Annotated in this window: 25 protein-coding genes, 1 tRNA gene and 1 pseudogene; 10 read left to right on the top strand and 17 right to left on the bottom strand. The window is 69.6% G+C overall.

All coding sequences use genetic code 11. The annotated features are described in order from the left end of the window. Positions 1–79: 79 nt before the first annotated feature. Genes BKA02_RS10615 through prmC form a run of 4 tightly spaced genes read right to left on the bottom strand, consistent with a single transcriptional unit; the run spans position 80 to position 3,384 of the window. Positions 80–613, bottom strand: coding sequence for a Cg1360 family ATP-synthase-associated protein (locus BKA02_RS10615; protein WP_179433868.1), 534 nt, complete (start codon positions 611–613; stop codon positions 80–82). Further along, positions 610–1,794, bottom strand: coding sequence for an MraY family glycosyltransferase (locus BKA02_RS10610; protein WP_179433866.1), 1,185 nt, complete (start codon positions 1,792–1,794; stop codon positions 610–612). Before BKA02_RS10610 ends, BKA02_RS10615 begins: the two co-directional genes overlap by 4 nt. Further along, entirely contained in the window at positions 1,791–2,465 is a 675-nt protein-coding gene (locus BKA02_RS10605; RefSeq protein ID WP_179433864.1) for an L-threonylcarbamoyladenylate synthase, read from the bottom strand. The genes BKA02_RS10610 and BKA02_RS10605 overlap by 4 nt, the downstream gene beginning before the upstream one ends. Before the next feature lie 7 nt (positions 2,466–2,472). Continuing rightward, positions 2,473–3,384 (bottom strand): peptide chain release factor N(5)-glutamine methyltransferase, encoded by a 912-nt coding sequence (gene prmC / locus BKA02_RS10600; protein ID WP_179433862.1) that lies wholly within the window; start codon positions 3,382–3,384, stop codon positions 2,473–2,475. A 110-nt stretch (positions 3,385–3,494) separates the two neighbouring features. On the opposite strand from prmC, the gene cysK reads away from it, so the two are divergent. Continuing rightward, positions 3,495–4,442 carry a cysteine synthase A gene (gene cysK / locus BKA02_RS10595; RefSeq protein ID WP_179433860.1) on the top strand — a complete coding sequence of 316 codons (948 nt, stop codon included), beginning with the start codon at positions 3,495–3,497 and terminating at the stop codon, positions 4,440–4,442. Between the two features lie 4 nt (positions 4,443–4,446). Further along, a complete protein-coding gene (epsC, locus tag BKA02_RS10590) occupies positions 4,447–5,016 on the top strand; it encodes a serine O-acetyltransferase EpsC (RefSeq protein ID WP_179433858.1) in 570 nt (189 codons plus the stop codon). 19 nt (positions 5,017–5,035) lie between these two features. On the opposite strand, the gene prfA is transcribed toward epsC, so the two are convergent. The 5 genes from prfA to lysA form a co-directional block, all read right to left on the bottom strand. Then, positions 5,036–6,103 carry a peptide chain release factor 1 gene (prfA, locus tag BKA02_RS10585; protein ID WP_179433856.1) on the bottom strand — a complete coding sequence of 356 codons (1,068 nt, stop codon included), beginning with the start codon at positions 6,101–6,103 and terminating at the stop codon, positions 5,036–5,038. A 15-nt stretch (positions 6,104–6,118) separates the two neighbouring features. After that, positions 6,119–8,152: a transcription termination factor Rho gene (rho, locus tag BKA02_RS10580; RefSeq protein ID WP_179433854.1), complete on the bottom strand. Its 2,034-nt coding sequence runs from the start codon at positions 8,150–8,152 to the stop codon at positions 6,119–6,121. A gap of 142 nt (positions 8,153–8,294) precedes the next feature. Continuing rightward, a complete protein-coding gene (gene thrB, locus BKA02_RS10575; protein WP_179433852.1) occupies positions 8,295–9,242 on the bottom strand; it encodes a homoserine kinase in 948 nt (315 codons plus the stop codon). After that, a complete protein-coding gene (locus BKA02_RS10570; RefSeq protein ID WP_179433850.1) occupies positions 9,239–10,549 on the bottom strand; it encodes a homoserine dehydrogenase in 1,311 nt (436 codons plus the stop codon). The genes thrB and BKA02_RS10570 overlap by 4 nt, the downstream gene beginning before the upstream one ends. After that, the gene (lysA, locus tag BKA02_RS10565; RefSeq protein WP_179433848.1) at positions 10,546–12,003 is read right to left on the bottom strand and encodes a diaminopimelate decarboxylase; all 1,458 of its coding nucleotides are present in this window, start codon (positions 12,001–12,003) and stop codon (positions 10,546–10,548) included. Before lysA ends, BKA02_RS10570 begins: the two co-directional genes overlap by 4 nt. 168 nt (positions 12,004–12,171) lie before the next feature. Here lysA and BKA02_RS10560 point away from each other — a divergent pair, with 168 nt between their 5' ends. Continuing rightward, positions 12,172–13,224, top strand: coding sequence for a YihY/virulence factor BrkB family protein (locus tag BKA02_RS10560; RefSeq protein ID WP_179433846.1), 1,053 nt, complete (start codon positions 12,172–12,174; stop codon positions 13,222–13,224). A gap of 13 nt (positions 13,225–13,237) precedes the next feature. Here the strand turns inward: BKA02_RS10560 and BKA02_RS10555 are convergent, their stop codons facing one another. From BKA02_RS10555 to BKA02_RS10545, 3 genes are read right to left on the bottom strand one after another with little or no spacing between them, the layout of a single operon-like run. Next, on the bottom strand, positions 13,238–14,065 hold the full coding sequence (locus tag BKA02_RS10555; protein WP_179433844.1) for an LmeA family phospholipid-binding protein: 828 nt from the start codon (positions 14,063–14,065) through the stop codon (positions 13,238–13,240). A gap of 5 nt (positions 14,066–14,070) precedes the next feature. Next, positions 14,071–15,738 (bottom strand): arginine--tRNA ligase, encoded by a 1,668-nt coding sequence (argS, locus tag BKA02_RS10550; RefSeq protein ID WP_179433842.1) that lies wholly within the window; start codon positions 15,736–15,738, stop codon positions 14,071–14,073. A gap of 12 nt (positions 15,739–15,750) precedes the next feature. After that, complete coding sequence (locus tag BKA02_RS10545; protein WP_179433840.1) at positions 15,751–16,791, bottom strand: N-acetylglucosamine kinase; 1,041 nt, start codon at positions 16,789–16,791, stop codon at positions 15,751–15,753. 110 nt (positions 16,792–16,901) lie between these two features. On the opposite strand from BKA02_RS10545, the gene BKA02_RS10540 reads away from it, so the two are divergent. The 6 genes from BKA02_RS10540 to BKA02_RS10515 all read left to right on the top strand — a co-directional run bounded on the left by BKA02_RS10540 (position 16,902) and on the right by BKA02_RS10515 (position 22,180). Then, a complete protein-coding gene (locus BKA02_RS10540; protein WP_246286018.1) occupies positions 16,902–17,873 on the top strand; it encodes a MurR/RpiR family transcriptional regulator in 972 nt (323 codons plus the stop codon). Further along, a complete protein-coding gene (locus tag BKA02_RS10535; protein WP_179433838.1) occupies positions 17,870–18,622 on the top strand; it encodes a sugar isomerase domain-containing protein in 753 nt (250 codons plus the stop codon). Before BKA02_RS10540 ends, BKA02_RS10535 begins: the two co-directional genes overlap by 4 nt. A gap of 52 nt (positions 18,623–18,674) precedes the next feature. Next, positions 18,675–20,087: an N-acetylglucosamine/diacetylchitobiose ABC transporter substrate-binding protein gene (ngcE, locus tag BKA02_RS10530; protein WP_179433836.1), complete on the top strand. Its 1,413-nt coding sequence runs from the start codon at positions 18,675–18,677 to the stop codon at positions 20,085–20,087. Further along, on the top strand, positions 20,087–21,112 hold the full coding sequence (locus tag BKA02_RS10525; RefSeq protein ID WP_343045394.1) for a carbohydrate ABC transporter permease: 1,026 nt from the start codon (positions 20,087–20,089) through the stop codon (positions 21,110–21,112). The genes ngcE and BKA02_RS10525 overlap by 1 nt, the downstream gene beginning before the upstream one ends. Before the next feature lie 77 nt (positions 21,113–21,189). After that, positions 21,190–22,029, top strand: coding sequence for a carbohydrate ABC transporter permease (locus BKA02_RS10520; protein WP_343045438.1), 840 nt, complete (start codon positions 21,190–21,192; stop codon positions 22,027–22,029). Positions 22,030–22,104: 75 nt separating this feature from the next. Then, positions 22,105–22,180: transfer RNA gene (locus BKA02_RS10515), tRNA-Arg, on the top strand. Between the two features lie 235 nt (positions 22,181–22,415). On the opposite strand, the pseudogene BKA02_RS14600 reads toward BKA02_RS10515, so the two are convergent. Continuing rightward, positions 22,416–22,532: pseudogene (locus tag BKA02_RS14600) on the bottom strand (hypothetical protein); the annotation flags it as partial. Positions 22,533–22,734: 202 nt separating this feature from the next. Between BKA02_RS14600 and BKA02_RS10505 the strand changes: the two are divergent. Beyond that, positions 22,735–23,406 (top strand): DUF998 domain-containing protein, encoded by a 672-nt coding sequence (locus BKA02_RS10505; protein WP_218844529.1) that lies wholly within the window; start codon positions 22,735–22,737, stop codon positions 23,404–23,406. Positions 23,407–23,419: 13 nt separating this feature from the next. Here the strand turns inward: BKA02_RS10505 and BKA02_RS10500 are convergent, their stop codons facing one another. From BKA02_RS10500 to trmB, 4 genes are read right to left on the bottom strand one after another with little or no spacing between them, the layout of a single operon-like run. Further along, a complete protein-coding gene (locus BKA02_RS10500) occupies positions 23,420–23,806 on the bottom strand; it encodes a DUF1304 family protein (RefSeq protein ID WP_179433834.1) in 387 nt (128 codons plus the stop codon). 59 nt (positions 23,807–23,865) lie between these two features. Continuing rightward, positions 23,866–24,726, bottom strand: a complete 861-nt coding sequence (locus BKA02_RS10495) for a CPBP family intramembrane glutamic endopeptidase (RefSeq protein ID WP_179433832.1) — start codon at positions 24,724–24,726, stop codon at positions 23,866–23,868. 38 nt (positions 24,727–24,764) lie between these two features. Next, positions 24,765–25,733 (bottom strand): DUF4436 family protein, encoded by a 969-nt coding sequence (locus BKA02_RS10490; protein WP_179433830.1) that lies wholly within the window; start codon positions 25,731–25,733, stop codon positions 24,765–24,767. Between the two features lie 55 nt (positions 25,734–25,788). Beyond that, positions 25,789–26,520, bottom strand: a complete 732-nt coding sequence (trmB, locus tag BKA02_RS10485; protein WP_179433828.1) for a tRNA (guanosine(46)-N7)-methyltransferase TrmB — start codon at positions 26,518–26,520, stop codon at positions 25,789–25,791. Positions 26,521–26,548 lie beyond the last annotated feature (28 nt).

Here is a 26,548-nt window from a genome sequence, read left to right as displayed (position 1 = left end):
GGAGCGACGATGGACGTGGTGAGACGAGGTTGCGCAAGCGCTCGCAGAGCGAGCGGGCGCATGTCCCACCCTAGCAGAGTCAGGGATCGGGCGACGTCGGAGGTGTGTCCCCTGTGGGCTGTTCCCCCCGGCCGGCGGCCCCCTGCGGGTCGCTCTCGTCCTCGGGATCCGAGGTCGGCAACGATATATCGCTCACGTGCGGCAGGCGCATCTTCATCAGCACGACGACGTCGACGACGAGCGACATGACCACGCCGGCGACGATCGAGAGGAAGAACACCAGCGGCGAGATCCACGGCTGTCCGCGCAGCACGAGCATGATCACGACGAACAGGGCGAGCTTGAGCAGCCATCCGCCCAGCACGATCGCGAAGAAGAACTGCACGTACAACGGATCGCCGTACCAGCGGTTGGCCACGAGGATGCTGATGCCCGTGATGGCGAGGAACACGACGGCGAGGAGCACGCCGGCGAGTCCGCTCCACATGCCGTTCGCACCGGCGACGAGCCCGCCGATGACGGCGGCGACGATGGCGAGGAGGATCGCGGCGATGCCGCCGACGATCAGGGTGCGGCGCAGGATCGGCGTGCTGCTGACAGGACTCGGGCTCATCGGTCTCCCCTGATCTCGGGTTCGGGAACGGGTGCAGCCGCCGCGCGTGCTGCGGCGGCGCGGCTGTCGGAGGGAAGCAGGGTCACGACGAGGCAGGCCGCCACGCCGACCACGCCGAACCCGATCCCGATCAGATAGTCGCCCGGCCATGCCTGACGCGTGCCCACATACATGAGCAGCACCGACAGCGAGATGATCGCCGTCCAGGCGTAGAAGATGAGCACCGCGTCGCGATCGCGGTGGCCGAGGTCGAGCATCCGGTGATGCAGGTGCTTGCGATCCGGGGAGAACGGCGACTTGCCCGCCCCCATGCGCCGCAGCACGGCGAGGCCGAAGTCGAGCAGCGGCAGGATCACGACGGCCACCGGCAGCAGGATCGGGATGAACGCACCGAGCAGCTGGGAACGGCCGATCTGGTCGTGGCCGAGGGCGGAGGGGTTGAGCGAGCCGGTGATCGCGACCGCGGAGGTGGCCATGAGCAGCCCGAGCACGAGTGCGCCGGAGTCGCCCATGAACAGCTTCGCCGGGCTCCAGTTCATCGGCAGGAACCCGATGCACGCGCCGATGAGCACGGCCGCGAGGAAGGAGGCCAGGTTGAAGTAGCTCGAGGCTCCGGTGTCTCTGGCGAGCACATAGGAGTACGCGAAGAACACCGCGTTGGCGATGAGGCACACCCCGGCGACGAGTCCGTCGAGGCCGTCGATGAAGTTGACGGCGTTCATGACGATGACGATCGCGAGCATGGTCACCGCGATGCTCACCCAGCTCGAGCCGACGACGGGCTCCCCCACCGGCAGGAACAGGATCTGCAGTCCGCCGACGACCGTGATCAGCCCCGCGGCGACGAACTGCGCGCCGAGCTTGATCATCCAGTCCAGGTCCCACAGATCGTCGATCACGCCGATCACGGCGATGAGCGCAGCCGCTCCCAGCACGGCCCAGACGGTCTGCGGGCGCGACCAGATGATGCCGAAGAACGGGTTGGCGGATGACGCCGCGACCGCGGCGACGATGGCGAGGAACATCGCCACTCCCCCGAGACGCGGCGTGGGCGTGGTGTGCACGTCGCGCTCGCGGATGCCCGGGTAGAGCTTGAAACGGAGACTGAGCTGCCAGACCCCCCACGACATGGCGAGAGTGATCGCCGCCGTGAGGATGATCGTGAACAGATACTGCTTCACGCTGACTCTTCGAGAAGGTCGCCCAGCACCCGCTCGAGCTCGGCGCGGCGGACGGCGCCCTCGCGGAGCACGCGCACGCGCGCCTCGTCTCCGCCGGGACGCACCAGTGAGGTCGCGTCGATGATCGTCGAGGCGATGCCGGTGGCGCTCGGTCCGTTGTCGAGGTACACCGCGACACTGTCGCCGAGCATCCCGCGGGCCGAGTTCACGTCGATGGCCGCGGCCTGACCGGTGAGGTTGGCGCTGGAGACGGCGAGCGGACCGGTCTCCTCCAGCAGCTCGAGCACGATGCGCAGGTCGGGCATGCGCACCGCCACCGTGCCGTGCGTGTCGCCGAGATCCCAGGCGAGCGAGGCCTGCGCGGGGAGCACGATCGTGAGCCCGCCCGGCCAGAACTCGTCGACCAGTCGCTGCACCGGCTCCGGCACCGTCTCGACGAGGGCGTTCAGCGCCGCCGTGCTGCCCACGAGCACGGGGGGCGGCTGGTCGCGTCCGCGGCCCTTCGCCTCGAGGAGCTTTCGCACGGCGTCGGGCGAGAACGCATCGGCGCCGATGCCGTACACGGTGTCGGTGGGGAGCACGAGGAGCTCGCCGCGGCCGATGGCCTGGCGTGCATGGCGCATGCCGGCGAGCAGTTGATCCGCGTCGCGGCAATCGAAGACGGAAGACATGTCGGGCTCAGTCTACGCGGGCGGGATCGGCGTCTCCTGCGGATCCGTCCGCAGGCAGCGGCGGCCGCAGCGCCGTCGTGACGCGATCGCGATGGGTGAGGTCCTGATGCGTCGCCGTCGCGAGCCAGCCGTCCGCGCGAAGCAGAGCGCGGATGCCCTCGCCCTGCAGCTCGCCGTGCTCGAGCACGAGCACGCCGCCGGGGTAGAGCAGGCGCAGGGCGCGCGTGCTGATGGCGCGGACGACGTCGAGCCCGTCCTCGCCGCCGTACAGGGCCGCGGGCGGGTCGAACAGCCGCACCTCGGGATCACGCGGGATCGCCGCATCCGGCACGTACGGAGGGTTGGAGACGACGACGTCGACGCGGCCGTCGAGCTCGGCCAGCGTGTCGGCGAGGTCGCCGAGCACGAGGGTCGCGTTGGGCGCCGCGACGAGGTTGCGCCGCGCCCATGCGTGCGCCTCGGGCGAGCGCTCCACCGCGTGGACGGCCGCGTGCGGCACCTCGTCGGCCATGGCGCGGGCGATGGCGCCGCTGCCGGTGCCGAGGTCGACGCCGATGGGTTCGGGGGCGGGCGCGGCGAGGAGTGCGTCGATCGCGAACTGCGCGACCATCTCGGTCTCGGGCCGCGGCACGAACGCCCCGGGTCCGATCGCGAGCTCGAGGTGGCGAAACGGGGCGAGTCCCGTGATGTGCTGCAGCGGCTCGCGCGCGGCCCGTCGTGCCAGCGCGTCGTCCAGTCGGCGGGCGTCGGCCTCGCCCAGTGCGTCTCCGCGCACGGCAGCGGCCTGCAGCTCCCCCCGGCCGAGGCCGAGGACGTGCGCCGCGAGCAGTTCCGCATCGACGGACGGATCGGGCACGCCCGCATCGGCGAGGAGCAGGGCGGCGGCGCGCAGTACGGCGGAGAGGGGGGTGTCGGGCACGATCCCCCAGCGTACTGGCGGACCCGTCACATTCGGACACTCCGCGATCTGCGGGCAATAGGCTGGTGCGGCGGCCGCGGACGAGCCGTATCGCGCACGAAAGGGCACTCATGGCCGGCATCCACTCCGACATCACCACCGCTTTCGGCAACACACCGCTGGTGCGGTTGAACCGCGTCACCGAGGGCCTGGATGCCACGGTGCTGCTCAAGCTCGAGTTCTACAACCCGGCGGCGAGCGTCAAGGACCGCATCGGCATCGCCATGGTCAACGCCGCCGAGAAGTCCGGGCAGCTGAAGCCCGGCGGCACGATCGTCGAGTCGACCAGCGGCAACACGGGGATCGCCCTGGCCATGGTGGGCGCCGCCCGCGGCTACCGCGTGATCCTCACGATGCCGGCGTCGATGTCGAAGGAGCGTCGCGTGCTGCTGAAGGCCTTCGGCGCCGAGGTCGTGCTGACCGATCCCACCAAGGGCATGTCGGGGGCCATCGAGGTCACCGAGCAGATCGTCGCGGACACCCCCGGCGCCGTCTGGGTGCGGCAGTTCGAGAACGCCGCCAACCCGCAGATCCACCGCGAGACGACGGCGCAGGAGATCCTGCGCGACACCGACGGCGATGTCGACGTGTTCGTGGCCGGCGTCGGCACCGGCGGCACCGTGACCGGAACGGGCCAGGCGCTGAAGGCCGCCAAGCCCGATGTCACCGTCATCGCCGTCGAGCCCAAGGACTCCCCCGTGCTCACCGAGGGGCACCCCGGCCCGCACAAGATCCAGGGCATCGGCCCCAACTTCGTGCCCGACGTGCTCGACCGCGACGTGCTCGACGAGGTCATCACGGCCGAGTTCGAGGAGTCGCTGAAGGTCGCCCGCGATCTCGCCGCCAAGGAGGGCCTGCTCGTGGGCATGTCGACCGGCGCCGCCGTCGCCGCGGCGCTGAAGGTCGCGGGGCGCCCCGAGAACAAGGGCAAGACGATCGTCGTCGTCGCCCCCGACACGGGCGAGCGCTACATCTCCACCGCGCTGTTCGAAGACCTGCGCGACGCCCCGAAGGCCTGACCCGATGAGCCCGTTCGCACGGATCCGCGAAGACATCGCGGCCGCGCGTCTGCGCGATCCCGCCGCGCGCGGGCCCCTCGAGGTCGCCCTGCTCTACCCAGGGCTCCATGCGATCTGGGCGCACCGCGTCAACGCCGCCCTGTGGCGTCGCGGCGCCCGGTTCCCGGCGCGGCTCGGCTCGCAGGTCACGCGCTGGCTCACCGGCATCGAGATCCATCCCGGCGCGACGATCGGCCGTCGGTTCTTCATCGATCACGGCTCAGGCGTCGTGATCGGCGAAACGGCCGAGATCGGCGACGACGTCATGCTCTACCATGGCGTCACGCTCGGCGGTCGCACCCGCGACACCGGCAAGCGCCACCCCACGCTCGGCGACGGCGTCGCCGTGGGCGCCGGCGCGAAGATCCTCGGTCCGGTCACGGTCGGCGCCCGCTCGCTGATCGGCGCGAACGCGGTGGTCACCAAAGACGCCCCGGCCGACAGCGTGCTCGTCGGCGTTCCCGCCCGTGCACGCGCCCGCATCTCGGGCGAGGACTCGCGGGCCGTCCTCATGGCACCCGAGTACGTGATCTGAGTGCCACAGCGGCGACGGATCAGAGCGCGGCGAGCCGTGCTTCCTCATCGGCCGCGATGCACGACTCGATGAGCGGGTCCAGCGCCCCGTCCATCACCTGGTCGAGGTTGTAGGCCTTGAACCCGGTGCGGTGATCGGCGATCCGGTTCTCCGGGAAGTTGTACGTGCGGATGCGTTCCGAGCGATCCATGCCGCGGATCTGCGACTTGCGTGCATCCGAGGCGGCCGCCTCGAGCTCCTCCTGCTGCTTTGCCAGCAATCGGGCGCGCAGCACGCGCATGCCCGCCTCGCGGTTCTGCAACTGCGACTTCTCGTTCTGCATCGACACGACGATCCCGGTGGGCACGTGCGTGATGCGCACGGCCGAGTCGGTCGTGTTCACCGACTGCCCACCGGGACCCGACGAGCGGAAGACGTCGATCTTGAGGTCGTTCTGGTTGATCTCGATCTCGTCGGGCTCGTCGACCTCGGGGAAGACGAGCACACCGGTCGTGGACGTGTGGATGCGCCCCTGCGACTCGGTGGCCGGCACGCGCTGCACGCGGTGCACGCCGCCCTCGTACTTCAGGTGGGCCCATACTCCCTGGGCGGGATCGGCGGAAGCGCCTTTGATCGCCACCTGCACGTCTTTGTAGCCGCCCAGGTCCGACTCGGTGCGCTCCAGCAGCTCGGTCTTCCACCCCTTGTGGGCGGCGTACTGCAGATACATGCGCAGCAGGTCGGCGGCGAACAGCGCCGACTCGGCGCCGCCCTCCCCCGCCTTGATCTCCATGATCACGTCGCGGGCGTCGTCGGGATCGCGCGGGATGAGCAGGCGCCGCAAGCGCTCCTGCGCCGCGTGCAGCGCTTCCTCGAGCGCGGGCACCTCGGCGGCGAACGCCTCGTCGTCACGGGCGAGCTCGCGCGCCGCCTCGAGGTCGTCGCCGGCGGCCGTCCAGTCGTCGTGCGCCTTCACGATGCGGCTGAGCTCGGCATAGCGACGGTTCACGCGCTTGGCGCGCGCCGCATCCGCGTGCACGTCCGGGTCGGAGAGCTCGCGCTCGACCGCCCGGTGCTCCTCTCGCAGCGCGTCGACCTGTTCGAACATGACGAGGGCGCGGCGTCAGCGGATGCTGTTCTCGTGCCCGTGGCTGTGCCCGGTGCCCTGCGTCACCTTCTGCATCTGCACGTTCTGCATCTGCAAGAGGAACTCGACGTTGGACTGGGTCTCCTTGAGCTTGCCCAGCACAACCTCCAGGGCCTGCTGGGGGTCCAGTCCCGCAAGCGCGCGGCGCAGCTTCCAGGTGATCTTGACCTCGTCGGGCGAGAGCAGCATCTCCTCGCGGCGCGTGCTCGACGCGTTGACGTCGACGGCCGGGAAGATGCGCTTGTCGGCCAGCTGGCGCGACAGGCGCAGCTCGCTGTTGCCCGTGCCCTTGAACTCCTCGAAGATGACCTCGTCCATCTTGGACCCGGTCTCCACGAGCGCCGTGGCGAGGATGGTGAGCGATCCGCCGTTCTCGATGTTGCGCGCGGCGCCGAAGAAGCGCTTGGGCGGGTACAGCGCCGCTGCATCCACTCCACCGGTGAGCACGCGGCCCGAGGTGGGCGTGGCGATGTTGTACGCGCGGCCCAGGCGGGTGATCGAGTCGAGAAGCACGACGACGTCGCGGCCCAGCTCGACCAGGCGCTTGGCGCGCTCGATGGCGAGCTCGGCGACCGTGGTGTGGTCTTCGGCGGGGCGATCGAAGGTCGAGGCGATGACCTCGCCCTTGACCGAGCGCTCCATGTCGGTCACCTCTTCGGGGCGCTCGTCGACGAGCACGACCATGAGATGCACCTCGGGGTTGTTCTGCGCGATCGCGTTGGCGATCTGCTGCAGCACGATCGTCTTGCCCGCCTTGGGCGGCGCGACGATGAGCCCGCGCTGACCCTTGCCGACGGGGGCGACGAGGTCGATGATGCGCTGCGTCAGCTTCTCGGGCGCCGTCTCCATCCGCAGGCGCTCCTGCGGATACAGCGGCGTGAGCTTGCCGAACTCGACGCGCGTGGCGGCGTCGTCGGTGGACAGGCCGTTGATCGAGTCGACCTTCACCAGCGCGTTGTACTTCTGGCGCCCCTGCTGCTCGCCCTCACGCGGCTGCTTGATCGCACCGACGATCGCATCGCCCTTGCGCAGGTTGTACTTCTTGACCTGCCCGAGCGAGACGTAGACGTCGCTGGGGCCGGCGAGGTAGCCGGTCGTGCGGACGAAGGCATAGTTGTCGAGCACGTCGAGGATGCCGGCGACGGGGATGAGCACGTCGTCCTCGCCGATCTCGGTCTCGAACTCGTCGTTCTGCCCGTTGCCGCGGCGCTTGTTGCGCTGGCGGGTGCGGGTGTTCGACGAGCCCTCGTCGTCCGCGGAGTCTCCTCCGCCGTTCTGAGCGCCGTTGCGGTTGCGGTTCCGGTTGCGGTTGCGACCGCGGCCGCGGCCGCCCTGCTCATCGCCGTCGGCGGCGTCGTCGTTCTTGTCGTCCTTGTCCGACGCGGACTTGTCGTCGCGCTTGCCGTTCCGGGCGCTCTGCGTCTTCTCGGCGGGTGTCTTCTCGGCGGGTGCCTTCTCATCGGTCGAGGCACTCTTGTCGTCGCCGTCGGGCTTGTCCGCCTTGCCACGACCGCCGCGTCCGCGGGAGCCCGAGGGCGCCTCGTCGGACTTCTCCGCGATGTCGTCGGATGACGCGTCGGCGTCATCGGTCTTCGCACGGCTCTTGCGGGCGCGCGACGGCTTCTTCTCGGCGGGTGCCTCCGACGCATCGGTGGATGCCGTGTCGGCGGGGGGGGCAACCGGGGCCTTGCCGCCATCGGACTCGGGGGCCGCCTCGGCCTTCTTCGCACGGGTGCGGCGCGGGGCCTTCTCGGCGGGCGCCTCGTCGGACGACGCACTGCCCGCGGTGTCGCCGGCGGGGGTCTCTGCCGGTGCATCGGACGGGGTCGGCGCATCGGTCGCGGCCGGTGCATCGGTCGCGGCGGCCGCAGATGCCGTGGTCGCGCGGCGCGGTGCACGCTTGCGCGGAGCCTTGGGCGCCTCTTCGGCGACGGCGGGCGCCTCTGCGGCGGCGGGGGTTTCGTTCTGGGTGTCGGAGACGGTCTCCACGAGCACTCCTCTGTAAGTCATGGGAAAGAGCGATGCGCGCAACGATGCTGCACGCGACCGCACCGCCTATGCGCGGGACGGGGTGCCCAGCGCACGCGCCATGGTCCCTCGAGACCAGTGGGGTTGGGGTGCGGATGAGGCGAAGAAGCGCCTCAGGCCGGAATCACGATCGTGACGACGTGGCCTCCGCTCGGTTCCTTACTGTACCACCCTGCACGTCGACGGCGACCATCCTGTGCTCCCACGGCGCGTCCGTAACGGCATCGGCCAGAGCCACGGCGTCCAGCCGCCGCCCCGGCCCATCGCACAGCACGAGCACGCTGGGCCCTGCGCCCGAGACGACGGCCGCGAAACCCTCGGCGCGCAGGGCGCGCACGAGGCGGTCGGTCTCCGGCATCGCCGGGGCACGGTAGTTCTGATGCAGCCGGTCGTCCGTCGCATCCAGCAGCAGGTCGGGGCTCTGGGTGAGCGCGGCGATGAGGAGCGCGGAGCGCGAGACGTTGAAGACGGCATCCTCGCTGGGCACCTGCTGCGGCTGCAGGCTGCGCGCCGCCGAGGTCGACATCGTGTAACCGGGCACGAGCACGAGTGGAGAGACGCCGCGATGCACGAGGAGCTTCTTGTGACGCGGACCTGCTTCGCCGCTCCACGCGATCGTGAGCCCGCCGAACAGGGCGGGTGCGACGTTGTCGGGGTGCCCCTCCAGTTCGGTCGCCAGACGCAGCAGCGCCCTGTCGTCGAGCTCGGCGATTCCTCGCAGCAAGCCCTTCGCGGCGAGCACGCCCGCCGCCACAGCGGCACCCGACGAGCCGAGCCCGCGCCCATGCGGCACGCCGTTGCGGGCGCTGAGGCGCAGCCCGGGCATCTCGACGCCGACATCGGCGAACACATGCGCGATGGAGCGCACGACGAGATTCGACGCATCGCGCGCGATCTCATCGGCACCAGATCCGGTCACCTCGATCTCCAGCGCAGCGCCCTCGAGCACGATGACCTCCAGCTCGTCGTACACGCTCAGCGCCAGACCGAGCGTGTCGAACCCGGGGCCGAGATTGGCGCTGGTGGCGGGGACGCGGACGTCCAGGCTCAGCCCTGCACGGACGAGGCTCACTCCCCCTCCATCCGCAGCACCGACACCACGCGGCCGACCGCGGGGTTCGCTGCGAGGCGGGCCACGGTGGCGCTGAGCGCCTTCTCGGACGCGCGGTGCGTGCCGATGACGATGCGCGCCACGGCGCTGTCCTCGCGCTCGACGGTCTGCAGGGCGGTGGCGATCGACACGCCCTGCTCGCCGAGCACGCCCGCGACAGCGGCGAGCACACCCGGCTGGTCGGCGACCTCGAGGGTGATCTGGTAGCGCGTGGTGATGCGCGCGATCGGGGCGACCGACCGGTTCTGCCTGGCCGACTCCCCCACGCCCACGCCGCCGGCGAGATGCCGCCGCGCCGCCGACACGACGTCGCCGAGCACGGCCGATGCGGTCTGCGCGCCGCCCGCTCCCGCACCGTAGAACATCAGGGGGCCGGCGGCCTCTGCCTCGACGAAGACCGCGTTGTTGCCGCCGTGCACGGCGGCCAGCGGATGCTCGCGGCTGATGAGGGCCGGGTAGACCCGCACCGAGACGGCGTCGTCCCCGTCGTCATCTGCGGCGATGCGCTCGCAGATCGCGAGCAGCTTGATGACCGATCCGGCGCGACGCGCATCCTCGATCATGTCGGCGGTGACGCTCTCGATGCCCTCGCGGTGCACGTCGTCGAGCGAGACGCGTGTGTGGAAGGCGAGGCTGGCGAGGATCGCCGCCTTCTGCGCCGCGTCGTAGCCCTCCAGATCGAGCGTGGGGTCGGCTTCGAGGTAGCCGAGCTCGGTGGCGATCCGCTGCGCCTCGGCGGCGTCGAGCCCCTCGCGGTCCATCTTGTCGAGGATGAAGTTGGTGCTGCCGTTGACGATGCCGAAGATGCGCTCGATCCGGTCTCCTGCGAGCGAGTCGCGCAGCGGGCGGATGATCGGGATCGCCGCGGCGACGGCCGCCTCGTACGAGACCGAGGCGCCCACCTGATCGGCGGCCTCGAAGATCTCGGCGCCGTGCGTGGCAAGTAGGGCCTTGTTGCCCGTGACGACGTCGGCTCCGCCGCGGATGGCCTGCAGCACGTACGAGCGGGCGGGCTCGATGCCGCCCATCAGCTCGATGACGATGTCCGCTCCGAGGATGAGCTGCTCCGCGTCGGTCGTGAGCAGCTCGCGCGGCAGCTCGACATCGCGCGGGGCGTCGATGTCGCGCACGAGGATGCCCGCGAGTTCGAGGCGCGCTCCGCTGCGTTCAGACAGGTCGTCACCGTGCTCGCGCAGCAGCCGGGCGACCTGGGATCCGACGGATCCCGCGCCCAGCAGCGCGACCCGGAGGGTGCGATGCTCGGTCATTCTTCTCCTTCTCCGGCGGGGTCGCCGGCCGTTCGTGTCTCCGCCGCATCCCGAGCCTCGGCGATGATGACGTCGCGCGCGAGGAGGTCTGCGATGGTCTCACCTCGCACGATGACTCGCGCCCTGCCGTCGCCGACGGCGACGACGGGGCGGCGGGGGGCGTGGTTGTAGTTGCTGGAGAGTCCGTGGCTGTACGCCCCCGTCGCGGGGACGGCCAACAGGTCACCCGGCGCGACGTCTCCGGGGAGGTAGTCGTGATCGACGACGATGTCGCCAGATTCGCAATGGTGGCCCACGACGCGCACGAGGGCGGGTGCGGCCTCGCTCTCGCGCGAGGCGATGCGCGCCGAGAACTGCGCGCCGTAGAGCGCGGGGCGGGCGTTGTCGCTCATCCCGCCGTCGACGCTCACATACACCCGCTCTCCACGCTCGCCCAGATCGACGGGTTTGACGGTGCCCACCTCGTACAGCGTGACGCCGGCCTGACCGACGATGGCGCGTCCCGGCTCGAAAGCGAGATCCGGCATCGGAACGCCGCGCGCCGCGCACTCCTTCGCCACGGCGCCGACGATCGCCTCGGCGAGTTCTTCGATCGGAGTCGGATCGTCGGCGGAGGTGTAGGCGATGCCGAACCCGCCGCCGAGGTTCAGCAGCGGCAACGGCTCCTCCGCGCTCAATCGTGCATGCAGCTCGACCATGCGCGCGGCCGATTCGGCGAAGCCCGCCGCGCCGAAGATCTGCGAGCCGATGTGGCAGTGCAGGCCAAGGAGCCGGAGGCTCGGCAGCTCTCGGATGCGGGAGACGGCCTCAGGCGCCTGCGGCATCGCGAAACCGAACTTCTGGTCTTCGTGCGCCGTGGCGAGGAAGTCGTGCGTCTCGGCGTGCACCCCGCTGTTGACGCGCACGAGCACGGGCTGCACCGCGCCGCGCCGCTCCGCGATCTCCGCGATCCGGTCGATCTCGACGAGGCTGTCGACGATGATCGTGCCGATGCCGGCTTCGATCGCCCGCTCCAGCTCGGTCGTGCTCTTGTTGTTGCCGTGGAAGCCGAGGAGGGCGGCATCCGCGCCCGAGGCCAGCGCGAGTTCGAGTTCGCCGCGGCTGCACACGTCGATGCGCAGGCGCTCGGCGAGCACCCACTGCACCATCGCCCCGCTGAGGAAGGCCTTGCCTGCGTAGTAGACGTGTGCCGTCACGCCGTGCCGCGCGGCCGCCGATTCCAGCGCCTCGCGGAAGCGCCTCGCATGGGTGCGGACTTCGCCCTCGTCGAGCACGTAAAGAGGAGTGCCGAACCGGTGCTGCAGTTCCTCGACGCCGACGCCGCCGAGGCGCAGCGCGCCGTTCTCATCGCGTTCGGCGGACGCCGGCCAGACCGCCGGGTCCAGGACGTTCGCGTCGTCGGGCACCGTCAGCCACGCGGGAGCGAGGGGTTCGTCGGACGGATGCGTGACCACAGGGCGCCAATCATCGTAGGGGATCGCGCGACGATGTCCGCTCGCGAGAGCGGATCCGGTCGCGGGAGGATGCCTCGGCGGGTTGTTGCCGAGTGCTCAGAAGTCTATGGCACCGCGTCCGCGGGCCCTTCACCACGGTCGGTCTGCGTGGATCAGTACGCTCGAAACATGGTCGCAAACGAGGATGACGGCGAGAAGAGCCCGCCCGACGAGGGCGAGCGCAAGAATCTGTTCCTGCGGGCGAGCGGAGCCGTGCAGGCCTTCGCCCTGCGGCTGCGACCGGTGCGGGCGGGCCTGCTCTACCTCGAGAAGCACGGCCCCACCTTCGCCGACGGCATCACCTATCGTGCGCTGTTCAGCGTGTTCGCGGCCCTCCTGCTGGGCTTCTCCGCCGCAGCGATCTGGCTGGCCGGCAATCAGGACGCCTGGGACGCCCTCGTCCGCGCCGTCGACGATGCGATCCCCGGTCTCGTGGGCAAGGACGGGCTGGTCGATCCCGACGGCATCACGGTGAGCACGGGCCTGTCGATCGCGGGGATCATCTCGCTCGTGGGCCTGATCGGAGCCTCGCTCTCGGCGATCGGGTCGCTGCGCACCGCGCTGCGCAGCATCGCCGATACCACCGGAGACGACGTTCTCTGGGTGTGGGTGATCCTGCGCAACCTGGCACTCGCCGCGGCGATCGCGGTGTCGTTCGCCGTGTCGGCCCTGGCATCCTTCTCAAGCTCGATCGGCATCGAGGCGCTGTCGGAGCTGTTCGGCGCCGAAGGCTCTGCGGCCGCACGCTGGATGCAGCGCGGTGCCGAGATGCTCATCGTGTTCGCGCTCGACACCCTCCTCGTCGTCGCGCTGTTCGTCGTGCTCTCCGGCGTGCGCGCTCCCGCCAAGGCCCTGTGGCAGGGAGCGTTGATCGGCGGGCTCGGCCTGCTCGTGCTGCAGCAGCTGTCGGGCCTGTTCGTCGGCGGCGCCAAGTCCAACCCGCTGCTGGCCTCGTTCGCCTCTCTCATCGCGCTGCTCATCTGGCTCAACCTCTCGGCGCAGGTGATCCTGTACGCCGCGGCGTTCATCGTCACTGCCGCGGAGGATGCCGAGGATCACCGCGCGGGCACGGTGCACACCTTCGCGGGCCGCCGCCTGCAGAGGGCGGATCTCGCCGTCTCTCGCGCCGAGGCGGAACGGGAAGCGGCGGCCGAAGCCGTGCGCGAAGAATCCGGCGGCTGAGCGGTTCCGCGCGTCAGTCGCAGGTGCCCTTCTCGCGGAGGGCCGGATCCGCGGCGATCGCGCCGTCGATGTCGAAGCCCGCGACGAGCTCGCCGTCGATCGCCTGAAGCGAGCGCAGATGAACGCCCGCCGGAAGGCGATCGGCGATGCATACCGCCCGCGGATCGAGCAGGCCGTCGACCAGGCCGCCGAACTGCCTGCGCAGCTCTGCCGCATCCAGCGTCGCCCCGACGACGGATGCCGACACGGGTGTGAGCACGAGGTCGCCGTCGTCGGCGTCGGGGGTGAGCGTGAGCGAGATCGGCACGTCGACGCCGAGCACGTCGAACGTGCCCGACGCGGTGACGTCGCTCCCCGTGATCGAGATCTCTTCGAGCGGAAGCTGCGTCGTGGTCAGCGCGGCGGCGAGCTGGGCCGCGGTCACCCGCACGGTCGCCTCGGCGGACGACAGCTCTCCCCCGCGCAGCGGGATGCCGGTGCCCTCTGCCTCGACAGCACCCGTGAGAGGGCCGACCCTCACCTCATCGGAGGACACGTGCAGCCTGTCGAGACGTCCCGAGAGGAGCTGGAGCAGCACGAAACCGTCGCTCTGCACGTCGATCTTCTGCTCCTCGGGCAGCTCGAGCGCCTTGATGGCCTCGCTGCGCACCACGTCGGCGACCACAGCCCGCGCGATGAACTCCCCCGCGACGACGAGCCCCGCGAGCACGACGACGATGCCGACGACCCACGGCCACCGGCGCCGACGGCGCGGCGCGGCGACGGCCGCCTGTTCGCGCGGCAGCGGCACCGTCGGATGCGCGACGCCGAGATCTCGCGGATACGGCTCGGTGTCGCCCATCGCCGTCACATCCTTTCCGGCGCGGAGACGCCGAGCAGATCGAGCCCATTGCGCAGCACCTGGCCGGTGGCGTCGTTGAGCCAGAGCCGGGTGCGGTGCACGGACTCGATCGGGCCGTCGCCCTTCGGGATCACCCGGCACGTGTCGTACCAGCGGTGGTACAGGCCCGCGAGCTCTTCCAGGTACCGGGCGATGCGATGCGGCTCGCGCACGTCGGCGGCGAAGGCCACGATGCGGGGGAACTCCTGCAGCGCCCCCAGCAGCGCCGACTCGGTCTCGTGCACGAGCAGCTCCGGCGCGAACTCCGAGCGGTCGACACCCGATTCCGCGGCGTTGCGGGCGACATTGTGCGTGCGGGCGTGCGCGTACTGCACATAGAAGACCGGGTTGTCGTTGGTGCGCTTCTGCAGCAGCTCGGGATCCAGATCCAGCGGCGAGTCGGCCGGCGAGCGCTCCAGCGAGTAGCGCAGCGCGTCCGTGCCGAGCCAGTCGAGCAGGTCGTCCATCTCGATGATGTTGCCCGCGCGCTTGCTGAGCCGGGCACCGTTGATCGAGACCATCTGACCGATGAGCACCTGGATGTTCCTGTCCGGATCCTCACCCGCCGCGCCCGCGACGGCCTTGAGCCGGTGCACGTAGCCGTGGTGGTCGGCGCCGAGCAGGTAGATCTTGTTCTCGAATCCGCGATCGCCCTTGTTCAGGTAGTAGGCGGCATCGGCGGCGAAGTACGTGTACTCGCCGTTGGAGCGGCGGATCACGCGATCCTTGTCGTCGCTGAAATCGGTGGTGCGCACCCAGATCGCGCCGTCCTCGTCGAACACGTGGCCCTGCGCGCGCAGGCGCTCGATGGCGCGCGACACGAGGCTCGGACCGCCGTCGGCGGCGGGGGCGTGCAGGGTGCGTTCGGAGAACCACACGTCGAAGGGCACGTTGAAGCGCTCGAGCGAGCTCTTGATCTCGGCGAGCTGGTACTCGTAGGCGAGATCGCGGGCGACGATGAGCTGCTCGGCATCGTCCAGCGAGAGCAGGTCGGGGCGCGCCTCGAGCACGCGGCGGGCGAGCTGGGCGATGTACTCGCCGGGGTAGCCGCCCTCCGGCGTCGGCTCGCCCTTCGCCGCCGCGAGCACGGAGTGCGCGAAGCGCTCCATCTGAGCGCCTGCGTCGTTGATGTAGTACTCGCGCACGGCGTGGGCTCCGCTGGCCAGCAGCAGACGGACGATCGAGTCGCCCAGCGCCGCCCAACGGGTGTGGGCGATGTGCAGCGGGCCGGTGGGATTGGCCGAGACGAACTCGACGTTCACGCTCACGCCCGCCTGCGAGTCGTTGGTGCCGTAGGCGTCGGCGGCTTCGACGATCTCGCGGGCGAGGGCACCGGCCGCAGCGGCATCCAGACGCACGTTGATGAATCCGGGCCCCGCCACCTCGGCCGAGGCGATGCCGTCGACCGCGGCGAGACCGTCGGCGACGGCCTGGGCGAGCTCGCGGGGGTTCGTGCCCAGAGGCTTGGCGAGACGCATCGCGATGTTCGTCGCCCAGTCGCCGTGGTCGCGGTTGCGCGGGCGCTCGAGCACGATGTCGGAGGCGGCGAGCGCGAAGGGCTCCTCGGGACGTCGCTCGGCCGCGATCGGGGCGAGGACGGAGAGGATGGCGGCGGCGAGGGCGTCGGGGTTCATAGACGACCAATTCTAGGCGCGCGACCTCCGCGCCCGATGATCCACGGGAGAACTCTCGGCGCGGAGCGCGCGCAGCGAGTCGGTGATGCGCTGCCGCATGGCTTCGTCGGGTCGGATGCCGCTGCGGCGCATCGCCAGGATGAGTGTGCCCACCGTCCCGTCGACGACGGCGATCGGAGGGAAGCCTTCGTCCAACCCGGCGAGGAACGCGGCATGCGCAGGCCCCGGCGTGCTCAGCACGCTGCCGCCGATAACGACCGGACCGGGCTCGGTTCGAACAGCGCGGAAGGTGTGCAGCATCTCCTCGCCGGCTGCGGTGAGGATCGCCGTGCCCACGGCGTCGCCGGCACCGGCGGCGGTGAACGCGAGCGGGGTCAGACCCGCCAGTCGCGCCGGAGTGCCGGCGTAGACGACCCGGATGAGGCGGTCCAGGTCTTCGGACCGCCCTGACACCGCCCGACCGGGCAGCACCGCGGCGCCGTCGGGATCGAGCATCGTCAGGACGCCCTCGGTGAGCGCGGTCTCGGGGCCCGTGCCGTCGAGGTGAGCGGCGGCCGCGCGTACGACGCGGCGCCCGATCCAGAATCCGCTGCCGCGGTCGCCGAGCATCCATCCCAGCCCGTCGGAGGTGGCGACCGTCTTCTCCTTCTCGACGCGGATGACGCTGGCGCCCGTGCCGCAGACCACGCCGTAGCCGAAGGGCGAAACGCTGCCGCTGGCGTAGGCGGCGAGCAGGTCGGATTCGAAGACGACGTCGTCGGTGAAGCCTCGTGCGCGCAACGCGGGGTCGAGCCAGCGCGCCTCGGCACCGGCGTCGTGTCCGGCGACGGCCGCGACGACCAGCACGACCTCGGCGAGCGTGCCGCCTGCGGCGCGCAGGGCGGCGTCCACCGCCTCGGCCACGCCGCAAGAGGCCTCCGCCACGCCCCGCGCCGTCGGGTTTCCCGGACCTCCGACGCCGTAGCCGACGCAGTCGCCGCTGTGCGTGGCGAGCACGGCCCGCGTGGAGGTTCCTCCCGCATCGATGCCCAGCAGCAGCGCGTCGCGACCCAATTTGTTATCCGTCCTCATTGACTATCCGCCCGGCCTCGGATGAGAATGCTTTTCATCCGATGCGCGCCGGTGACGGTGCGTTTTCAAGGATGACAGTCGTTTCACGAGTGATGTCAGGTAGACACGATCTCGAACTGGGGGCAATGGTGCCACGGGAGCAGGGCGCAGGCAATGCGCCGACGATCGCGCAGCGCATCGCGCAGCGCCGCCCCGGTATGCCCCGCGCCATGGCGCAGATCGCCGATGTGATCGCCGAGCACCCCACCGCCCCCGTCGAGCTGACGATCACCGAGCTCGCCGAGCGTGCCGGCACCTCGCCTGCCACCGTGACCCGGTTCTGCCGCGCCATCGGCTTCGATGGCTATACGCAGTTCCGCGTGGGCGTGGCGATGCAGAGCGGACGGGGCGACGCCGACGCCACATGGAGCGCGGACATCGGCCGCGAGTTCGGCCCCGACGACCCCGCCGAGACCGTGCTGCGCACTCTCGTCTCGCTGCACACGCTCAGCCTGGAGACCACCGCAGCCGGTCTCGATCTCGACGCGGTCACCCGCGTGGCCGACATGATCGCCCGCGGCCGCACGGTCGACATCTACGGGCAGGGCAGCAGCGGCATCATTGCCGAGGAGCTGTGCGGGCGCCTGTACCGCATCGGGGTCAGAGCGCACGCCTGGAGCGATGTGCACTCGGGGCTCACCAGCGCCGCCCTGCAGGACGAGCACTCCGTCGCCGTGGGCATCTCGAACACGGGCCGCACCGAGGAGACCATCCAGATGCTCTCCCAGGCCGGCGCCGCCGGCGCGTTCACGGTCGCCCTGACACACGATCCCGACTCCTGGCTCGCCTCGGTCGCCGATGTGACCCTCACCTCGGCAGCACCGACGCCGTATCTGCGCCCCGACAACCTCTCGGTCAAGCATTCTCAGCTGCTGGTGATCGATCTGCTCTACCTGCTCGTCGCCCAGCGCACATTCGCCGAGGCCGGGCTGCGTCTGGCGGCGAGCGCCATGGCCGTGTCCTCGCACCGACGCGGCGGAAGCCCCCGGTCGACCCGTTACCGCACCAAGGAGGCGGCCGGATGACCGCGACCCCCACCGACTTGCTACGCGAAGCCGAGACTCGCCTCGAAGCCCTGGCACAGGGCGCCGAGCAGGGCGCTCTCGAGCCCGCGATCAGCCTGCTCGCCCAGAGCCTGCGCGACGGCGGGGTCATCCAGGCCTTCGGCACCGGCCACTCCGAGGCGTTCGCGATGGAGATCGCGGGCCGCGCGGGCGGACTCATCCCCACGAACAAGATCGCCCTGCGCGACATCGTGCTGCACGGCGATCGCCCCGTCGACGTGCTCACCGGTGCCCTGGAGCGCGAGCCGTGGGTCGTCGACGAGCTCATGGCCACAGTGCCGGTGGGCGAGAACGACGCCTTCGTCATCGCATCCAACTCCGGTGTCAACGGCTCGATCGTGGGCGTCGCGCTGTGGGCGAAGGAGCACGGGCATCCCGTCATCGCGGTCACCAGCCTGCAGCACACGGTGCGCGTGGAGCCGAAGCATCCCAGCGGCAAGCGCCTCAGCGAGGTCGCCGACGTGGTCATCGACAACCTCGCCCCCTACGGCGACGCGACCCTCCAGCTGGCCGGCGGCATCGGCGTCGGCGCGATCTCCTCGATCACCGCCGCCTTCATCGCCCAGCTGCTCACCCTGGGCGTCTCGGCGGCGATCGCGAGTGACGGCGAGACGCCGCCGCTGTACATCTCGGCCAACATCCCCGGCGGCGATGAGCACAACGCGGTGCTCGAAGACCGCTATCGCGACCGCCTCAGACGCGGCGCCTGACATCGCTGTCCCCTACAGACCTCTGTCCCCTACCCAGAAGGAAGGCAACACCATGGAACTGAACGACGTCTCCCTCAGCCGCCGCTCCCTCCTCCGCAGCGCGGCGATGGCGGCGGTGCTCGTACCCGTCGGCATCTCGCTCGCTTCCTGCGCCGCCCCCGGAGGCGGAGGAGGCGGATCGGCGCCGGCCGGCGAAGTCACCGCCGACAACCCGTTCGGCGTCGCCGCGAACACCACGGTCGACGCCGTGATCTTCGACGGCGGCTACGGCGTGGACTATGTCGAGAACGCCGCGAAGATCATGGAGAAGGGTCAGGACGGCGTGACCGTCAAGGTCTCCCCCTCCACCAAGATCGCCCAGGAGCTCCAGCCGCGCTTCGTCGGCGGCAACCCGCCCGACCTCGTCGACAACTCCGGCGCCAACTCCATCGGATGGAACACGATCCTCGACCAGCTCGAAGACCTCACCGAGGTTCTCGACGCGAACAACCTCGAGGGCGAGAAGATCCGCGACACGCTGTTCGACGGGGTCGAGGCACCAGGCACCTTCGGCGACAAGTTCGCCGCCATCAACTATGTGTTCACCACGTACGGCATCTGGTACTCCGGCAGCCTGTTCGAGGCCAACGGATGGTCGGTGCCGCAGAGCTGGCAGGATCTGAAGGCGCTGGGCGAAGCGGCAAAGGCACAGGGCAAGTACCTGTTCCTCTGGGGCAAGGAGGCCGCGACCTACTACCAGACCCTCGTCATGGACTCGGCGATCATCCAGGGCGGCGACAAGGTGCGCCTCGCCCTGGAGAACCTCGAGGAAGGATGCTGGTCGCAGCCCGAGATCCAGGAGATCCTCACGATCTTCCACGACCTCATCCAGTCCGGATACGTCAAGCCGGGCGGATCGGGTACGCAGTTCACCGAGGCGCAAGCGCAGTGGAGCCTCAACCAGGAGGCGCTGCTGTATCCGTCGGGATCCTGGATCGAGAACGAGATGAAGGATCAGACCGCCGACGGCTTCCAGATGAAGGGGTTCCGTGAGCTGCCGCTGAACGCCAGCCCGACCACACCCGCCGGCTACATGCGCGCGGAGGCGGGCGAGCCGTTCATCGTGCCGAGCAACTCGAAGAACCCAGCCGGCGGCAAGGAGCTGCTGCGCACCATGCTGTCGCAGGAGGCCGCGAGCGCGTTCAGCAAGAACAAGCTCGCGCCGACCATCGTCAAGGGCACCGTGCCCGACGACGGCTTCGGCTCCACAGCCCTGGTCTCGCAGGTGGAGATGATCGAGGCCGCGGGCTCGGGCATGTTCACGGTCAAGTTCGTCAACCTGTACGGCATGAACAGCGACCAGCTGAACATCTGGAACTCGTTCCTGGACGGCCAGCTCACGGTGGAGCAGATCACCAAGCAGCTGCAGGATCTCACCGACGCCGTGCGCAACGACGACTCGATCGAGAAGATCGAGATCAAGTAGTGAGCTTCTCCAACACCAGTGGCGGGCCGGGGCTGCAGACGGCTGCGGTCACGGCCGCCCGTGCGGGGCGTCGTAAGACGCCCCGCACGGGGCCGCGCCGCAAACTCACCGTCGACTACGTCTCGTTCCTGCTCGTCTTCCTCGGCCTTCCGCTGGCGATCTTCCTGATCTTCGTCATCTCGCCGTTCGTGCAGGCGGTGTATTACTCGATGACGAACTGGACCGGCTTCTCGCCCAACATGGACTTCATCGGCCTGAACAACTTCGTCAAGCTGTTCGGCAACGCGACGTTCATGCAAGCGATGGGCAACAACATCCTGCTCGCCGTCCTCGTGCCGCTGATCACGCTGACGATCGCACTGGTCTTCGCCAGCATGATCACTGTGGGCGGCTCGACCCATGGGCCCGTCCGAGGTCTGAAGGGATCTGCCTTCTACCGGGTGGTCTCGTTCTTCCCGTACGTGATCCCCGCCATCGTCATCGGCATCCTGTGGAGCATGATCTACACGCCCAGCGGGCTGTTGAACGGCCTGCTCGGCGCCGTCGGCATCGATATGAACGACTTCGCCTGGCTGGGCAGCCAGAGCACCGCCATGGGCGCGTCGATCTTCGTGATCGTGTGGGGCCTGGTCGGTTTCTACATGGTGCTGTTCATCGCGGCGATCAAGGGCATCCCCGCCGAGACCTTCGAGGCGGCGCGCATCGACGGTGCGGGGCGCTTCCGCACCGTGGTGTCAATCATCCTGCCGCAGATCCGCGACAACGTGCAGACCGCGTACATCTACATCGGCATCCTCGCCCTCGACGCCTTCGTCTACATGGCGGCGCTGAACGCCACCGGCGGCCCGGGCAACAGCACGCTCGTGATGAGCCAGTACCTGTTCCGCACCGCTTTCGAGAAGGGTCAGTTCGGCCTGGCCAGCGCGATGGGCGTGGTGCTCGCCGTCGTCACGCTGCTGTTCGCCGGCATCGTGATCGCCGTCAATCGTCTCACCGGCGGCCGAGACGACGGAGGACGCGCGTGAGCGACAAGACCTCGACCCTGATCTCCATCGATCCGAAAGCCCGGCGAGCGGCGCTGCGCGGACCCGCGCGGCGCAAGGTGGAGTCCACTCCGGGCGACAAAGCCGTCAGCGGCGTCTCGCACGTGGTGCTCGCCGTCTGGTCGATCATCGTCATCCTGCCGATGGTGTGGACGCTGCTGTCATCGTTCAAGACCACCCGTGAGATCTTCGCCTCCCCCTTCGGCCTGCCCGCGGAGTGGAACTTCGCGAACTACGTCTCGGCGTGGAGCCAGCACAATTTCGGCGGCATGTTCGTCAACACCGTCATCGTCGTGGGCGTCTCACTCGTGCTGGTGATGATCCTGGGCGCCATGTGCGCGTACGTGCTCGCGCGCTTCGACCTGCCGGGCAGCAACGTCGTGTACTACCTGATGCTGGCCGGGCTCACCTTCCCGGTGTTCCTCGCGATCGTGCCGCTGTTCTTCATCCTGCAGGGCATGGGACTGCTGAACACGCTCCCGGGGCTGATTCTCACGTACGTGGCTTTCGCGCTGCCGTTCACCGTGTTCTTCCTGTACTCGTTCTTCAAATCGTTGCCGTACGAGATCCAGGAGGCGGCCTACGTCGACGGAGCCAGCGAGTGGCGCACCTTCTTCCAGGTGATGCTGCCGATGGCCAAGCCCGGCCTGGCGGCCGTCGCGATCATGAACTTCCTCGGCCTGTGGAACCAGTTCCTGCTGCCGATCGCGCTGAACACCGACAAGAGCAGCTATGTGCTCTCTCAGGGCATGGCGTCGTTCGCGTCGTCGGCGGGATATCAGGTGGACTTCGGGGCCATGTTCGCGGCGGTGATCATCACGATCGTCCCCGTGCTCATCGTCTACATCTTCTTCCAGCGCCAACTGCACGGCTCGGTGTCGCAGGGAACGATGAAGTAGCGCCGCCGGCCGTTCCGGCAGCGCGTCGCACCACGGAATGAATCATGCGTGCGCGCTGATAGGATCGGTCGGTACGCCTCCGTAGCTCAGCGGATAGAGCGCCGGTTTCCGGTACCGTAGGTCGCAGGTTCGATTCCTGTCGGGGGCACCATTGCGTCGTCGCGATTCGTCGCGCGCTGCGTCGCCGTGGCGGCGTGCGCGAGGAAGTCGGCGATCGCCCCGAGCGCCCCCTCGTCGAACTCGACGAGCTTCGCGCCCAGGTCTTCGCCCAGCGGGGCGAGGGCGCCGAAGAGCTCGGGCAGCCGGTCGGGAAGCACCCGCACGACGACCGTGCGCCGATCGGACTCCGACCGGTCACGGGCGACCCAGCCCTGCGAGACGAGTCTGTCGATGATGCCCGTCGTCGTGGCAGGCGGGAGCGCCAGCATCCGCGCGAGATCCCCGACCGTGACGGCGTCGTGGCGGTGCACGAGGTTGAAGCACTGCAGATCGACCGGACGCATGCCGAGCCGCGCGCTGAGGTGATGGCCGAAGACGGCGAGTTGCAGTTCGAGCTCGCGATACCGATCCAGCACGCGCCACAGCGCGGAGTCGCCCTGATTGATGTCAGGTATCGGTTCGGACACGCCTTCATCCTCGCAGGCTCTCGGGACGAAGCCCGGACCATCTCTTTCGCTTTCTGAATCTTTCCTTTATCGTTGCATTATGACCGAAGGACTGGATGTTCGTGCCGCCGTGACCCGATCGATGCTGGGGTGGGGTGCTGTCGCCGGGCCCTTCTATCTCGTCTTCGGGGTGATTCTCGCCCTCACCCGACAGGGCTTCGACCTGTCGCGCCACGCCCTCAGCCTGCTCACGCTCGGCGAAGCCGGCTGGCTGCAGACCGTGAACTTCATCCTCACCGGAATCATGGTGATCGTCGCCGGATGGGGCCTGCGGCGTGCGATCGACGGGCGGGGGCGCAGTGCGGGAACGCTCGTGATCGTCGCCGGTGCGGCGATCGCGCTGGCCGGGATCTTCCGCCCCGACCCGGCCGGCGGCTTTCCTGCGGGTGCCGCATCCGGGATGAGCGTCGGCGGCGTGATCCACCTCGCTCTGGGCGCCGTGGAATTCATCGCCCTGGGCGCGGCGGCGATCATGCTCGCCCGGTGCTTCGCCGCACGCGGGGAGCGGTCGCACGCCGCGTGGTCGCGCATCCTCGGCGTCGTGATCGTCATCGCGTTCCTCGCCGGAGCCGCGCTTTCGTCGGGCGCCGTCGGCATCGCACTGCTGTGGATCGCCGTGATCGCGAGCTTCGGGTGGCTGTTCGTCGCCTCCGTGCAGGTCTACCGGATCGTCCCGCACCCGGTCATCGCACAGCGCGCGGCATCCGCATAGCGTCGATGCGGCGTCAGGTCGACGCACCGATCACGAGCGCGATCACCGCGAGCAGCGGGATGAGTCCCTGCACCGTCGCCGCCCTCGCCTTCGTGCGGTCCGACAGGACGAGCACGAGCGCGGCGGCGAGCATCATCACGGTGCCTGCCAGGGCGAGCGTGACGCCGACGACCGTCGCCCCGGCGAGGATGCACACCGCACCGGCTCCGGCGGCCACAGCGAGGAAGAGGTTGTAGAAGCCCTGGTTGAACGCCAGCGGCTTGGTCACCTCCGCGTCGGCCTCGCTGATCCCGAAGACGCGTCGCGTGGACGGATGCGTCCAGCGGATCGACTCGAGGACGAAGATGTACACGTGCAGGAGCGCAGCGAGCGCGGCGAGGATCGATCCGATGAGGAGCACGATCCGATTCTGCCCCGCGCCTCCGCATCTCACCAGAGTCGCCGGAGTGGCAGGCGACCTCAGATCAGGAACACATCCAGCAGTCCCGGATTGTGGGCGTGCACGAGCACGGCGAAGACCACGGCGTCGAAGAGGAGATGCACGGTCACGACATAGGCGAGCGAGTGCGTGCGCAGGAAGATGAACCCCTGCAGAAGCGCGAACGGGATGGTCAGTACCGGCCCCCAGGCCCGGTAGCCGAGCTCCCACAGGAACGACACGAACACGATCGTCTGCAGGAGGTTGGCCAGCGCATCCGGGAAATGCCGGCGCAGCAGCGCGAAGACGGTGCAGATGAAGAAGAGCTCGTCCCAGATGCCCACGGCGCCCACGCCGAGGAACAGCCGGCCGATGAGGTCGGGCGTGTCGACGACGGGCCAGTTGCGGTAGACCCCGCTGGTGATGAAGTAGTACGGCAGGATGAGCCAGCCCAGCACGAGCACGGCAACCAACCACGTCCACTGCAGCCGCCCCCAGCGCCGTCCGGTGCGCCAGGGGAAGCGGATGGCGCGGTCGCGGAACACGTACCGCGAGACGAGGTACGGCACAGCGACGGCGCCGCCGAGCGCCAGGGTGAATCGCAGCATGGCGGCATCATCGAGCTCGGCGGCCAGCGGGATGGCGCTCACGATGAGCATCCCCAGCGCGATGAGCGACAGGTCGCGGGTGAGCGAGGGCGGCCGATCCGAGACGGTGCGAGCGGTCTCCCCGCGAGCACCGATCCGCACCTCGGGACGTTCCGGGGCGTCGCCGACGTGCTCCACGAGCATCGCCGCGATCAGACCGAGGGCGAGAAGCGTCCCGCCGAGCCACGGGATGCGCACGACGAAGAACGCCGGTGCGGCGAGGCACACGATCAGGGCGGCGACGATCCGTGCCATGGGTGCGACCGAGCGTCTGCGCGCTCGGGCCCGGATGCTCATCCCGCCGCCACAGTGCTGCGGGCGCGCTCCTGCGCCTCCTCGCGCTTACGGCGATCGATCTCCGGCTGCGGCCTGGTCCACCGGTACCAGGCGACGACGCTGATGAGCAGGGCGAGGATGAGACCGGCCACCACCCACAGCACGACGAGGTAGTCCACCCAGGAGCCGATGGGCGGCTGGCCGGGCAGGAAGTTGCGCAGCGTGGGCGTGGCGAACAGCATTCCCGCGTTCCAGGTGAAGATGCCGATCTCCACCTTCCGACGGCCGCGCAGCACGAGGATCGCCACCGTCAGGCCGAGCGCGGGCATCATCACCATCAGAGCCAGCAGCACGAGCCCGAACGCGACGGTCGCCGTGGCACGGCGCGCCTCGATCACGTACTGCTTCACCACTTCGCCGCCTTCGAGGGTGACGGGCTCGGAGGTGTGATCGACGCGGATCGTGATGTTCCAGCCCGGCACGTGGTGCTCGCCGAGGCTGAGGTCGGCGTGCACGGGAACATCCTGTCCCGACTCGTCGGCCGTCGACACGAGCAGCATCGTCTGCACGGGATGCGTGTCGAACGGCCAGCGCTCGATCGCTCCGCTCGTGCGCAGCTCCAGCACGGTGGGCGGCACGGCTGCTCCCGCGGTGAAGGCGAACCCCTGCCCCTCGCGCAGCACGGCGCCGGGCAACAGCATCCGGAAGTCCTGGGTGACGGTGAGGCCGTCGTCGGAGATGAACTCGCTGCCGGACGCGAAGCGCATCTCCATCGAGATGCGATCGGTGTCGGCGTTGACATCGCGCGGCGTGAGGATGACGTGCACGCCTTCCTTCGCGTTGTCGACCGGCGTGCCCTCATCCGTCCGGCCGCCGTGCGCGTACAGTAGCACGACCACGGCGTAGAGCACGACGAACACGGCGGCGCACACGATCACGAACGTGCGCGACCAGCGCAGCCTCGGCAGCTCGAAGCGTCGACTCACGGGCGGATCCTCCTGACGGATTCAGACCGTCGGCATGACGGTAACAAGGTGCGGGTCAGCCGGCACCCTGGGAGACGCGCCGGTAGACGAGATCGCGGATCTCGCGGCCCTTGGCGATGCCCTTGCGCTCGAACGCGGTCATCACGCGGCCGTCGAACCGCTCGGCCCAGTCGCCCTCGAAGGCGCGCACGAACTCCGGTTCGGCGTCGAGCACGTCGCGCATCTGCACGGCGTACTCCTCCCAGTCGGTCGCCAGCCGCAGCAGCCCGCCGTCGCGCAAGGCATGCCCCGCGATCGCCCCGAATCCGGCGCGCACGAGGCGGCGCTTGGTGTGCCGCTTCTTGTGCCACGGATCGGGGAAGAACACCCACACCTCATCGGCCGATCCGGCAGGCAGGAACGACGACAGCACCTCCGGCGCATTCGCCTCGATGAGGCGCAGGTTGCGCACCCCCGCGCGGTCGGCGTCCAGCATCGTGCGGGCGAGACCCGCGCGGAACACCTCGACGGCGAGGAAGTCGGTGTCCGGATGCACGGCCGCCGCGGCGACTATCGCGTGCCCCTGGCCGGAACCGACCTCCACGACCAACGGCGCCCGGCGTCCGTACCGTTCGGCCGCATCCATCAGCGCATCCGGATGCACCGATGTCCACGCCGTGTCGCGCGGCACCTCGATGAGGTAATGCGGGGCGAGATCGACGAAGGCGCGTTCCTGCGCCTCCGACATGCGCCCGCTGCGGCGCACGAAAGACACCGGCTCCTCGCGGAACGTCGGGCGGTCGGGCATCCCTCGTTGCGACGCGTGCTCCGGCCCT

It is taken from the genome of Microbacterium pseudoresistens, assembly GCF_013409745.1.
GTDB classification, from domain to species: Bacteria; Actinomycetota; Actinomycetes; order Actinomycetales; family Microbacteriaceae; genus Microbacterium; species Microbacterium pseudoresistens.
The sequence above is the reverse complement of the archived record's forward strand: the minus strand, read 5'-3'. Positions and strand labels throughout refer to the sequence as shown.